We start from the raw sequence: 12,934 nt of genomic DNA on the forward strand, positions 1-12,934 counted from the left end.
TGGCGATGGACTAAACAAAGGCCCCCTTTTAGGGGGCTCACACAAAGCCACCTTCTTTAGAAGGTGGTAATTTACTTCTTTATCTATGACCGAGATAAGAGTGAAATTATTTCAACACACTGCTGATGGGCTTATCTTGAGGCGAAACCATAATATCAGTAGAATCGCGCTCTACTTTTTACTTGGCATTACTTACCATGAGAATTCACGCTTTCCACCGTTTATATCAGTACCGACAATCTATCTCAACCAAGCCTTTCAACGCGCGTGGATGTAAAGTGGTTCGTTGCCAATATTGCCAGGTTTCTGAGCAACACTGTTTGTGCGACCTTCAGCCAAACATCAAGGCCAATATTGCATGTATGTTGATTGTTTCTGAAAACGAAGTGTTTAAGCCAAGTAATACCGGTCGTCTAATCGCTGATACGATTCAAGAGACTTACGTGTATCAATGGAATCGCACTGAACCTTCACAAGAGATGCTTGATCTTTTGTCCAACGATGACTACCAGCCGGTCATTGTTTTTCCTGCCGATTACGTTGATCAACCTGAGCGATTGCTAGATGGATTACACTCTGAGCACTTACATCGCACTGATGGTAATAGCAAAAAGTGGTTGTTGATTTTTATCGATGGTAGTTGGCGTGAGGCGCGAAAAATCTTCCGTCGCTCTGAGTTTTTACAGTCTCTACCAGTCTTATCTATCGAGCCGGAGTGTTTATCAGAATACATCATGCGTCGTTCTGAGAACGAGCAGCATCTTTCGACAGCTGAAGTCGCGACTTTAGTTTTGAAACAAGCCGGTGAGAACAAAGCATCGGAATGCCTTCAATTGTGGTTTGAAGCCTTTAGAGAAACCTACATGCTAACCAAGACCCGAGCCAAAAACGATCCTAATCGACCGCATTTGAAACGTTTCAAAGAGTGGGTGAAAACCGAGAGCTGACTCTAAGGAATGAACTTTTGTTGATGGCATGTTGTTCAACTGACTTCAGCGAGGGGATAAATCTGCATTCGGTCACGGTTTGCAGGCGTACAGATATGGATAATGCCACTAGTTTATACTTTTGACTCCAGCCATTTTGGGAGTCGTTTAAGCATTTTTTAGGAGAGAAATACATGTATTACGGCTTTGATGTCGGCGGCACTAAAATTGAATTTGGTGCATTTAACGAGAAGCTTGAGCGTGTAGCGACGGAACGTGTACCTACACCAACAGACAACTACGAGCTGCTGGTTGATACCATTGCGGAATTGGTTAACAAATACGATGCAGAGTTTGGTTGCGAAGGTACAATTGGCCTTGGTCTACCAGGCATGGAAGACGCAGACGATGCAACGGTATTAACAGTTAACGTTCCTGCGGCGAAAGGCAAACCACTGCGCGCGGATCTTGAAGCGAAAATCGGTCGCAGCGTAAAGATTGAAAACGATGCGAACTGTTTTGCGCTATCAGAAGCATGGGACGAAGAGCTTCAAGATGAACCTTCTGTACTTGGTTTGATCCTAGGTACTGGTTTTGGTGGTGGTTTTATCTACGATGGTAAAGTTTTCTCTGGTCGTAACCACGTAGCAGGTGAGGTGGGTCATACTCGTTTACCTATCGATGCTTGGTTCCACCTAGGCGAAAACGCACCTCTGTTGGGCTGTGGTTGTGACAAGAAAGGTTGTTTAGACAGTTACCTTTCTGGTCGAGGCTTCGAGCTGCTCTACGCCCATTACTACGGTGAAGAGAAGAAAGCGATCGACATCATTAAAGCGCACGCAGAAGGTGAGGCGAAAGCTGTTGAGCACGTTGAGCGTTTTATGGAGTTGCTGGCTATCTGTTTTGCAAACATCTTTACAGCGACTGACCCACATGTTGTTGTGCTGGGTGGTGGTCTTTCCAACTTCGAATTGATTTACGAAGAGATGCCAAAACGTATTCCTAAGTACCTGCTTTCTGTCGCGAAGTGTCCGAAGATCATCAAAGCAAAACACGGTGATTCAGGTGGTGTACGTGGCGCTGCGTTCCTAAACATCAAGTAGTGACTGAAACCTTACTCGATATAAAGTAAGAAGAAATTTAAAGCCCCGTTTAGACCATCAAGGTAAAACGGGGCTTTTTACTTATATATCGAAGTAACTCATATACCCAAGTAACTTCTGTATGTTCGGGTATAGAGCACGAACAAAAATAGCATGCATAAAAAAACTCGCGACGAATCGCGAGTTTTCTGTTTGCAGCTAAGCTTATTTGTTCTTTTTGCCTACGCCTAGGTTTTCTTTTTGAGCTAGGGTGATTTTGCTAAAGCCTAATTTTCTGAAGTAGTTATCGCGGTAGTTTCGCACCGCTTTAGTGTCAGACACTGCTTCGATTTGTTGCTCCATCTTTAGGAACTCAGTGATATCGATACCTTCTGCTTCTGCAACCGCTTCTTGAATGTTGCGGTGCTGCTGGTATGAGAACGTCAGTTCTTTGTCTTGGTCTTTGTAAGTGTAAAGAATGGTGCGAGCCATAGCTGTCTCTCTGAAAAGGTTTCTGTATTAAACAAAAAGGCCAGACTCGCTGACCTTTGAATTTCTAGTTTGGGCTAGATTCTGCCTTGAAGTGGGATAATTGTCACGCTTTCTCCCGCTTTTACTGTATCAATAGCTGGGGAGATTTCGATCAAACAGTTCGCCTCACTCATTGAGCGCAAAATACCAGAGCCTTGCTTGCCTGTTGTACGAACGGTTAAACGGCCAGTGTCATCCAGTTCATAGATTCCTCGACTAAACTCGGTACGACCTTGGCGAGAGCGAAGATTCTCAGTCGCGATGGCATTCACTTTCAGAGGCTTCCAGCCTTGTTCGCCTTGCATCTTACGCAGTGCAGGCTCGACAAAGTTAATGAAAGAAACCATCACGGCAACAGGGTTGCCCGGCAGACCAAAGAACGGCTTGTTGTTGATTTGACCAAACGCTAGTGGACGTCCCGGACGCATGTTGATTCGCCAAAAATCGATTTGACCAAGTTTATCCAAGGCAAGTTTGATGTAATCCGCATCACCAACAGATACGCCACCAGAAGTCATAACCACGTCCGCTTGCGCCGATGCGTTTTCCAACGCTTCAATCATTAACTGTTCGTTGTCTTCCAGAATACCGAAATCCAAGATCTCGCAGCCGAGCTTTTCAAGCATGCCCATGATGGTAAAACGGTTGGAATCGTAGATAGAATTCGCTTTTTGCTCTGTTCCCGGCGCTTGTACTTCGTCACCGGTGGAGAACACGGCAACTTTCAATTTGCGGAACACATTCGCTTCACCAAAACCAAGCGAAGCAATCATGCCCATTTCTGGAGAGGCTAGGCGAGTGCCTGCGGTAAAGACGTCACTGCCGATAGCGAGATCTTCACCTGCTTGACGAACGTTTTGGCCTGCTTTGATATTCGCACCGTTAAAGGTGACTTTGTCACCTTCTTGAGAGGCTTGCTCACGCATGACCACTGTGTCGCCGTTACGTGGTGTTGGTGCGCCAGTCATGATCTTCACCGCTTGACCAACTTCAAGAGGCTGATCGTAAGCATGGCCCGCCATCACTTCAGCAACCACTTGGTAGCTATCGCGGTCAACATCATCACTGCGGATGGCGTAACCGTCCATCGCGGAGTTGGTGTATTGTGGCACGTTTACTGGTGAAATGATATGTTCCGCGAGAATGCGGCCATAGGCGTTTTCAATCTTGCATGCTTCTATTTCCGAAACCGTGTTCACCAAAGAAAGGATTTTTTCTTGGCCTTGAACCACAGAAAGGAAAGCCGGAGAAAGAGTGTCGCAACATGCGGCGTCTTTCTCTTTAGATTTTGGTGCTTTTGCATCTTGAACGTATTGAAGAACAAATTGAGCGATGGCATCCAAATCATTGATGTTCATTTGAGGGAGCTCAGAATCTAACTCCGCACTGTCGGAAGCGATAGCAATGATGTTTTCATCGTGAGGGTAAAGCCAAGGTTTACCCACTTCTTCACGGTGCAATTCAATTTTAGGAAACGCGATGTTTTTACAGCCTTCGACCAAAACTACATCGAGCTTGTCTTCATCAAAACGAGTTAAGAGGTATTCAAACTCCGCTTCGGCTTCTGGCGTTTCTGTCATTAACGCAAAACGGTTGCGAGAAGCAATCAGCATTTGAGACGCGCCGGCTTTGCGTAAACGGTAGCTGTCTTTACCCGGCTTATCGACATCGAAGTTGTGGTGCGCATGTTTTAGCATGCCAATGCGTAAACCTGCTTCAGTCAGCTTTGGCAATAGGGCTTCAAGTAGCGTGGTTTTGCCTGTGCCTGAATAAGCTGCAAAACCAAGAATAGGAATGTTTAGCGTGTGTTTCATGATTCTAATTGTCCAAATTGCGCCAGTTCTTCCGGAGTGTTCAAGTTGACGAAACAGTTTGGTGAGTCGCTAAAGTCAACGTAACTGGTGTTGCACTCTTTGTAGAGCAGAATGATTTTGCGGTCGCCACGTTCTAAAAATGCGGTGAGTTTTGGCAGTACGCGCTTGTGGTAGAGCGTGAAAACAGGTTGCTGATGGTCACCATCATGAGCGACCAAAATATCGCTGTCTTCTTTGACGGCCTGGCAGAAACGCTCGACAAGGTCGGTGTTAATTTGAGGGCTATCGCAAGGTACAAATCCGACCCAGTCTGTTTCAGCATGCATCAAACCCGCGTGAATACCGCCCATAGGTCCAGGGAAATCTTTGAATTGATCACTAAATACGAAACCAAATTTGCTGTACGCATCTTGGTTTCGATTGGCATTAATTAAAATGCGTGGTGTTTGTGGAGATAAACGTTCAATAACGTGTTCGATGAGTGGCTTCTGATTTAATTCAATCAGACCTTTATCTTTTCCACCCATACGGCTGGCTTGGCCACCAGCCAAAATGACCCAACTAGTTTGTGTTGGTTGAAGCATATGCATTCTCTTGGGATGTTTCTTTTGGTATGACATACAACAGAGGAGACTCTATCAAAGTCTTGTCTTTAATCCACCACTGTTTTTTACATAAGTCGGTCAGTGCGTTGGCCTGATGGCTTGTCACCACGATACTGGAACCACGATCCAAAAGATCTTTCGCCATCACCACCAATCGTTCAATGGACTCTTGGTCTAAAGACGCACTTGGCTCATCCATCAATAAAATCGACGGTTTTAAAATCCAAGCCCTTGCCATGGCAACGCGCTGTTTTTCACCGCCGGACAACACGGAAATATGTTCGTCCGCTAAGGTTTCTAAACCTACCATGCGCAGCGCGTGAATAACTTGAGCTCGCTTATCTTTTTGCGTGTCTTGTTGATATTTCACTCCATAGACTACGTTTTCATATACAGTGCCGTCAAAAAGGTAAGGGGATTGATGGAGATAAATCACATCGACACGACCATTGCGACACGTCAGTCTTTTCAGCCACGTATCTTTTGGCGCAACAACATCGCCAGTAGAGGGTTTGAGCAAGCCAGCAAGGATTTTGAGTAGGGTAGTTTTGCCCACACCATTGTCACCCTTGAGATAAATGGCATCATTTGGGCCGATGGCTAACTCAGGGATGTGGAAAAGCACACGCTCTTTAAAGCGCATGGATAACTGTTCGGCGGTGATTTTTATAGTCATAATTCGCCTCGACATGGGGTTAATGGTGAGTCGTTTGTTTGCTTCATGTTCTATGTTCTGAGGTAGCCTTTGCCTCTCATACTTGATAAGAAGAAGTTTAGAGCCAACGCTAAAGATAGTAATACAATTCCTAATGCAACTCCTTGCGCAAAAGCACCTTTACTGCTTTCCATTGCGATAGCCGTGGGAATATTTCGCGTCACGCCCATAATGTTACCACCAACCATCATTGAGCAGCCCACCTCGGTCACGATACGTGAAAACCCTGCAATGATAGCCGCAAGTAGAGGAAAGCGGGTTTCCCAAATCATCGTAGCTGCCAAGCGCGGAATGGAGACGCCCAGTGTGATGGCAGTTTCCACTGCACGACGGTCGCTAGATTGCAATGCACCATGCATCATCGATACCAAAACAGGGAAGCAGATCACCATTTGGCCGAAGATCATCGCCTTCTGAGTGAACAGCATTTGCCAATCTCCCCAAGGGCCAGCACGCGACAGCAACATGTACAGCAACAGGCCAATCACCACGGTAGGGACCGCTTGCAGCGTATTTACGATCGACAACAAAAACCATTTACCGCGAAAGTCGGTATACGCCAGTACAAAGGACATCAAAATAGCCGGCAATACCACTAGGGATATTGCCGTAATAGAAACACTAAAGGAGACCGCAACGATCTCCCATAGGTCTGCATCAAAATTCACCAGTAAGCGAAGCGCTTCCAGTGTTGTATCAGCAAGATTCATATTGCGTTATTTGCTCTCAGCATTCGCAACAAACAGTTGTTTACCGTTTAGGCGGAAACCATTGATAAGTTCCTGTCCGCGAGGGTTTACCAACCAATCACTGAATGCCTTCGCACCTTGGTAGTTGATCGTTGGGTAACGCTCAGGGTTAACAAGAATAACTTGGTACGGGTTAAACAGTTTTTCATCGCCTTGGAACAGAATTTCTAGATCCAATTTGTTTTGGTAAGCCAGCCAAGTGCCGCGGTCCGTCATGGTGTAGCCTTGCATTTCAGACGCCATGTTTAGAGTTGGGCCCATACCTTGACCTACGCTACGGTAGCCACCAAAGTTCGGTTCGATTTTAGTTTGAGCCCAGAAGCCCATTTCTTTTTTGTGCGTACCAGAATCATCGCCGCGAGAGATGAACGTTGCGTTTTTGTTTGCGATCTCTTTGAATACATCTAACACGCCTTCGTCATTTTTGATTGTTGCTGGGTCAGCTTTCGGGCCTACAATCACAAAGTCGTTGTACATTAGCTTGCGAGGTAAAACGCCGTAGCCTTTCTCAACAAATGCGCCTTCAGCTTTTGGTGCATGTGTCATCACCAAATCTACGTCACCGTTTTCGCCCATTTTTAAGGCTTTACCAGTACCTGCAGCAATAACATCGACTTTGTAGCCCGTGTCTTTTTCAAATTGTGGAAGCAGGTAATCAAGTAAACCTGAATGGTAAGTACTGGTTGTGGTTGCAAGGCGAACGTGTTCTCCGTCTTGAGCAGAAAACGCAGAGTAACTTACAAGCGTGATTGACGTTGCAGCCAGAGTTAGCGCAATTTTTTTCATTTTTATGTGTTCCTTTCCAATGATTCTTTGGAATCTCTCCAGGTTTTAGGGAGAAGCCTTTTTGGACGAGAGCGATTAGCGTAATACGCAAGTTGTCTCAGGGTGTTGGAATAAGCAAACATCAACATCCTGAGATCACTTAAATGCGCTCCGTATCCACCTTATAGCAAACAAGATGCCAACCTTTTACAAGCTTAAAGTGCTTGGTTTATGCACTAAATCATGGGGTTATTTGCATAAAAGTTTGCGTTGGTACAAAATGTCGCACTTTTTGTAGGGTATCTCTGTTTAAACTTGGTACACTCTGTCCCATCGAAATCCATCTGGGGTAAATATGTCTACTCAATCCCATCTTAGTACAAACCAACAATATAGCGCCTTTTCCGTACTGGTCGTCGATGATGAATTAGGCATGCAAGCCATCTTGAAAAAGGCATTGGGTAAGCTTTTTTCACATGTCGATACAGCTGGTAGCATCGAAGAAGCAGAACAACTGCGTAATTCTCGACATTATGATCTGATCTTACTGGATATTAATCTGCCAGGGCGTTCTGGAATTGAGTGGGAAGAAGCGTTTGAAGATGATGACAAACGTGCCGATGTGATTTTTATGACGGGTTATGCGGATTTAGAAATTGCCATTCGAGCGCTACAGCTCGGTGCTTCCGACTTTATCCTCAAACCATTCAACCTTGAGCAGATGTTAAAAGCGGTCAGTCGCTGTATGGATCGCCGTTTGAACGAACGCATGCAGTACGCCATGACACGCGATTACCAACGTCACAATACCTCAGAGATCATCGGCGGCTCAGAAAAAACGCGTCTGCTTAAGCAACTTATTAACCAATTTGCACCATCACGTGCTTCTGTTTTGGTGGAAGGTGAGTCGGGTACGGGTAAAGAGCTAGTTGCACGAGGTATCCACCAGGCGAGTGGGCGAACGGGCCCGTTTGTGCCAATCAACTGCGGTGCGATTGCACCAGAGCTTTTAGAAAGTGAGTTGTTTGGTCATACATCGGGCGCGTTTACCGGTGCAAAAAAATCGCGTGAAGGTTTGTTCCGTGTTGCGAACGGTGGCACCTTATTTCTTGACGAAATCGGGGAGATGCCACTTGCAATGCAGGCATCATTATTACGTGTGTTAGAGCAGCGTACAATTCGCCCTGTCGGTTCAGAAAGAGAGATCAGTATTGATGTCCGTATCGTAGCGGCAACCAACCGAAACCTGCAAGAAGAGGTCAATCAAGGTAATTTCCGCAGTGACCTCTATTACCGTTTAAACGTTCTGAAAATTGAAGTGTGTCCGCTGCGAGAGCGCAAAACCGACTTATTTGAGTTGGTGCCATTTTTCAGCAACATGCTGACGCGCGAGCTCGGTATGCCTGCGCCCAAATGGGCGCACGAGGACATGGAAGCCATGAGTGAGTACGATTGGCCGGGAAACATTCGTGAGCTGAAAAACTTGATTGAGCGTTGTATCTTGCTTGGCAAACCACCTGCACACTATTGGCGAGAGCTGAATGGCGGGCATTCACTGCCTAATGTATCGATTACTGTTTCTCACTCAGCTGAGTTACCAACCTTTAGAGAAGGCAAAGAATTTACTGGCGAGGGCTATCCAAACAGCTGGACGTTAAAAGAAGTCGAGAAAGCACATATTAAACAAGTCGTTAACTTGCATGAAGGCAATAAGTCTGCTGCTGCTCGTGACTTGGGCGTAGCTCGCAAGACCTTAGAACGTAAATACAAAGAATGGGATTCTGAGGATGAGGAATATGCCAGCTAACGGCCCACAACACAAAGGATTGTCAAAATGGACGCACCGTTTTAAAACCATGGTGCGTTATCGCTTGTTATTCTTAACCTCTGCGCCGATTTTCCTCACATTGTTAGCTCTTATCGGCATTACGATTTATTGGTCTATTCATTACACGTGGCAAAATGCGCTGCTTGATGTCTCGGAACGTCTTGGTGTTGCAAATAACAGCGTAACGTTGTTACAGCAAAAGCAAGCCAATTACGTGCGGGCGTTTGCCGATTCGTACGATTTCCGTATTCGCATTAATCAAGGAACGCCACAAGGTGACCTGCAAAAGTGGGTCACAGAGCAGAAGAAAAGATATGCTTTAGATTTTCTCTCTTTCCAACGCGTTAATTCCATGGAAAACAAATTCCGCTTTATGGATCTCACCAAGCGCGAATCGTTTTTTGATGTACTCAATAAAGAAGAACTCGAACGCCTCGATCCTGAACTCGCCAAACGAGCAGAAGTGCCTATTCTTGCTGATGGTGACAGGGAGGTGCGTGGGTTAGTCAGTCGGACCGTGATTCCGGTATACAGCCAAGCGAACGATTTGATCGGCTTTCTTGATGGTGGTTTGCTCCTTAACAACAGCACAGTGCTGGTGGATCAAATCCGCGATCTCATTTACTTAAGTGATAACGACCGCCTTCGCCCTGTGGGTACGTTGACGGTATTTCTCGATGATTTGCGTGTGAGCACCAACGTTCCTCTAGACAGCGATCATAGACTAGGGCGCGCCATAGGCACTCGCGTGAGCGCCGAAGTGTATAACCAAGTACTTTCTAAGGGTGAACAGTGGGTTGATCGCGCTTATGTGTATGACGCTTGGTATATTACGGCGTATCAACCGATCAAAGACCAATACGACAATGTTATTGGTATGCTTTATACCGGTTACCTCATGTGGCCATTCGTTAAAGCCTACATGACGAACATTGCCGAAATCAGCTTGATTACGGTTATGTTATTGCTGGTTTCCGGCGTGATGGTATATCGCGGTTCTTATGATCTGTTTCGACCGATCGAACGCATTCATAAAGTGGTGAAGCAGGTCCAACAAGGTAAAGAAAAACGGATTGGCCCGTTAGGATTAGATGCCGATCATGAACTTGCGCAGTTAGCCAGACAGTTTGATGATATGTTAGACGCGCTAGAAGAGCGCAAAATTGAACTGAAAAACTCCGCAGCTCAACTTGAATGCAAAGTTCAAGAGCGTACGGCAAGCCTGAGAGAAAAAACCCAAGATCTTGAACTGCATATTCAATTGCTCAACCAAACCCGCGACAAACTCGTTGTTCATGAAAAACTGGCAGCACTGGGAGAACTCACCGCGGGGATTGCTCACGAAATTAATAACCCAACCGCCGTGATTCTTGGCAACGTAGAATTGATCCATTTTGAATTGGGTGACGATGCAAGTCGAGTACAAGAAGAAATTGATGCGATTCACGCGCAAATTGATCGTATCCGCAATATCACACGCAGTTTATTGCAATACAGTCGCCAAGGCGGTGTTCAAGATGAAATCACTTGGCAACATGTCAATCCTATCATTGATGAAAGCATCACCTTGGTTAAAACTGGCACCAAGAAACGCGACGTTGAGTTTGTGACTGACCTACAAGCGCACACGTCCGTTGAGATAAACCGTCACCACTTGCTACAAATCTTAGTTAATTTGCAAATGAACGCCATTCACGCAATGAGCGGTAAAGGAACTTTAACAGTAGTCAGTGAAGACTGGATTGAAGAGGGCGAAGTGAAAGGAGCCGCGATTCATGTTATCGATGAGGGCTGCGGTATTAAACCAGAAAACTTGAGTCGAATCTTCTCGCCATTTTACACAACGAAACGAGAAGGCACAGGGTTAGGGCTATCGGTCTCCCAAAGTATTCTCAGCCAAACGGGTGGTGAGTTAAAAGCAGAGTCTGAATGGGGAACAGGCAGTAAATTCAGTATTTATTTACCTAAAAAAGCCGAACTGATCCTAGAGGTGACGAACATCGCTTAGTCACTTTTTTGAAGCATTAATGGAAAAAGAGCCACTGACGATAGTGGCTCTTTTTTGTATTTGATGACGCATTTATGTTTACGCTTTTGCTTCTTAGAAACCTTACAATGATTTCACTTGGAGTGAATTAATAAAAACAACACTTGCAGTATGTAGCATGAACAAGTACCGTTGCCCGGTTTTTCTAAATACACCCCAATTGCTAAGGTAAAGGTTTTGATCTCCACAGCGAATATTACTCAACAATTCGGCGCTAAGCCGCTATTCGAAAACATTTCAGTTAAGTTCGGCGAAGGCAATCGCTACGGCTTAATTGGAGCTAACGGTTGTGGTAAATCAACCTTTATGAAGATCCTCAGCGGCGAGCTTGAGCAAACCAGCGGTAACGTAAGCTACGATCCAAACGAGCGCGTTGCAAAACTGAACCAGGACCAGTTCGCTTACGAAGAATTTACTGTAATCGATACCGTTATCATGGGTCATAAAGAGCTATGGGAAGTGAAGAAAGAGCGTGACCGCATCTACTCACTTGCTGAAATGAGCGAAGAAGACGGCATGAAAGTGGCTGACTTAGAAGTTCAGTTTGCTGAAATGGACGGCTACATGGCAGAAGCCAAAGCGGGCGAGCTTCTTCTTGCTGTAGGTATCCCAATGGAGCAACACTTCGGTCTAATGAGTGAAGTAGCACCAGGCTGGAAACTTCGTGTGCTTCTAGCGCAGGTTCTATTCGCAGACCCAGATGTGATGCTTCTTGACGAACCTACCAACAACTTGGACATGGACACAATTCGTTGGTTGGAAGACACGCTAAACGCGCGTAACTGCACAATGATCATCATTTCGCACGACCGTCACTTCCTAAACTCAGTATGTACACACATGGCTGACTTGGACTACGGTGAACTACGCGTTTACCCTGGTAACTACGACGAGTACATGACGGCGGCTTCTCAAGCTCGCGAACGTCTACTAAACGACAACGCTAAGAAGAAAGCACAAATCGCTGAGCTACAAACGTTCGTTGCGCGTTTCTCTGCAAACGCATCGAAAGCAAAACAAGCGACATCTCGTGCGAAGCAAATCGACAAGATCAAATTGGACGAAGTGAAAGCGTCTAGTCGTCAAAACCCATTCATTCGTTTTGAACAGTCTAAAGAGCTGTTCCGTAACGCTCTGATTGTAGAAAACCTGAGCCAAGGTTTTGAAGAGGACTTGTTCTCAGACTTCAATGCAATTTTTGAAGTGGGAGAGCGCGTTGCGATCATCGGTGAAAATGGTGTGGGTAAAACAACACTTCTAAACACGCTTGCTGGTGTACTTGAACCGCGTGCTGGTGAGTTCAAATGGTCTGAAAATGCAAACATCGGTTACTACGCGCAAGACCACGCGCATGACTTTGCAGAAGATATGAATCTAACGGATTGGATGGGTCAATGGCGTCAAGAAGGTGATGACGAGCAAGTCGTTCGTGGTTTCCTTGGTCGTATGCTGTTTGGTCAAGATGACATTAAGAAGTCAGTAAAAGTACTGTCTGGTGGTGAGCAAGGTCGTATGCTGCTTGGTAAGCTAATGATGCACAAGCCAAACATGCTGCTAATGGACGAACCAACCAACCACATGGACATGGAATCAATTGAATCTTTGAACACCGCGCTTGAGCAATACAAAGGCACGTTGTTCTTCGTCTCTCACGACCGTGTATTCGTAGACTCGTTAGCAACGCGTATTATCGAAATCCGCGATGGTAAAATCACAGACTTTAAAGGCACTTACTCTGAGTTCCTAAAATCTCGTGGCGTTGACGCGTAATTACTCGCAAAGCGTTTAAAAAGCAAAAGCCTCGCTATTTAGCGAGGCTTTTTTGATATTTGGCCTTAATCCTTAAACTGACCGGTTATATACGCATAGAGC

Annotated in this window: 11 protein-coding genes; 5 read left to right on the plus strand and 6 right to left on the minus strand. The window is 45.6% G+C overall.

All coding sequences use genetic code 11. The features are described from left to right. Positions 1-197 precede the first annotated feature (197 nt). Together R7P80_RS24220 and nagK are read left to right on the plus strand one after the other, a co-directional pair. Positions 198-947: a tRNA-uridine aminocarboxypropyltransferase gene (locus tag R7P80_RS24220; RefSeq protein WP_225492026.1), complete on the plus strand. Its 750-nt coding sequence runs from the start codon at positions 198-200 to the stop codon at positions 945-947. A gap of 173 nt (positions 948-1,120) precedes the next feature. Next, complete coding sequence (gene nagK, locus R7P80_RS24225; protein WP_005495063.1) at positions 1,121-2,029, plus strand: N-acetylglucosamine kinase; 909 nt, start codon at positions 1,121-1,123, stop codon at positions 2,027-2,029. 204 nt (positions 2,030-2,233) lie between these two features. On the opposite strand, the gene R7P80_RS24230 is transcribed toward nagK, so the two are convergent. The 6 genes from R7P80_RS24230 to R7P80_RS24255 form a co-directional block, all read right to left on the minus strand. Continuing rightward, positions 2,234-2,500, minus strand: coding sequence for a DUF2960 domain-containing protein (locus R7P80_RS24230; RefSeq protein ID WP_005377584.1), 267 nt, complete (start codon positions 2,498-2,500; stop codon positions 2,234-2,236). Positions 2,501-2,574: 74 nt separating this feature from the next. Beyond that, complete coding sequence (locus R7P80_RS24235) at positions 2,575-4,353, minus strand: bifunctional molybdopterin-guanine dinucleotide biosynthesis adaptor protein MobB/molybdopterin molybdotransferase MoeA (RefSeq protein ID WP_225492025.1); 1,779 nt, start codon at positions 4,351-4,353, stop codon at positions 2,575-2,577. Then, positions 4,350-4,937, minus strand: a complete 588-nt coding sequence (mobA, locus tag R7P80_RS24240) for a molybdenum cofactor guanylyltransferase MobA (protein ID WP_005453897.1) — start codon at positions 4,935-4,937, stop codon at positions 4,350-4,352. The genes R7P80_RS24235 and mobA overlap by 4 nt, the downstream gene beginning before the upstream one ends. Beyond that, positions 4,915-5,634: an energy-coupling factor ABC transporter ATP-binding protein gene (locus R7P80_RS24245; RefSeq protein ID WP_017820675.1), complete on the minus strand. Its 720-nt coding sequence runs from the start codon at positions 5,632-5,634 to the stop codon at positions 4,915-4,917. The genes mobA and R7P80_RS24245 overlap by 23 nt, the downstream gene beginning before the upstream one ends. A gap of 50 nt (positions 5,635-5,684) precedes the next feature. Then, on the minus strand, positions 5,685-6,383 hold the full coding sequence (locus R7P80_RS24250; RefSeq protein ID WP_005389524.1) for an ABC transporter permease: 699 nt from the start codon (positions 6,381-6,383) through the stop codon (positions 5,685-5,687). 6 nt (positions 6,384-6,389) lie between these two features. Then, positions 6,390-7,208: a substrate-binding domain-containing protein gene (locus R7P80_RS24255; protein WP_005389522.1), complete on the minus strand. Its 819-nt coding sequence runs from the start codon at positions 7,206-7,208 to the stop codon at positions 6,390-6,392. A 334-nt stretch (positions 7,209-7,542) separates the two neighbouring features. Between R7P80_RS24255 and R7P80_RS24260 the strand changes: the two genes are divergently transcribed. From R7P80_RS24260 to R7P80_RS24270, 3 genes are all read left to right on the plus strand, one after another. Then, on the plus strand, positions 7,543-8,994 hold the full coding sequence (locus tag R7P80_RS24260) for a sigma-54-dependent transcriptional regulator (protein ID WP_225492024.1): 1,452 nt from the start codon (positions 7,543-7,545) through the stop codon (positions 8,992-8,994). After that, complete coding sequence (locus R7P80_RS24265) at positions 8,984-11,023, plus strand: cache domain-containing protein (RefSeq protein ID WP_225492023.1); 2,040 nt, start codon at positions 8,984-8,986, stop codon at positions 11,021-11,023. The genes R7P80_RS24260 and R7P80_RS24265 overlap by 11 nt, the downstream gene beginning before the upstream one ends. A 216-nt stretch (positions 11,024-11,239) precedes the next feature. Beyond that, the gene (locus R7P80_RS24270) at positions 11,240-12,832 is read left to right on the plus strand and encodes an ABC-F family ATPase (RefSeq protein WP_025766654.1); all 1,593 of its coding nucleotides are present in this window, start codon (positions 11,240-11,242) and stop codon (positions 12,830-12,832) included. Positions 12,833-12,934: the final 102 nt, after the last annotated feature.

It is taken from the genome of Vibrio sp. 2092 (genome assembly GCF_033339635.1).
In the GTDB taxonomy this organism is placed as follows: Bacteria; Pseudomonadota; Gammaproteobacteria; order Enterobacterales; family Vibrionaceae; genus Vibrio; species Vibrio alginolyticus.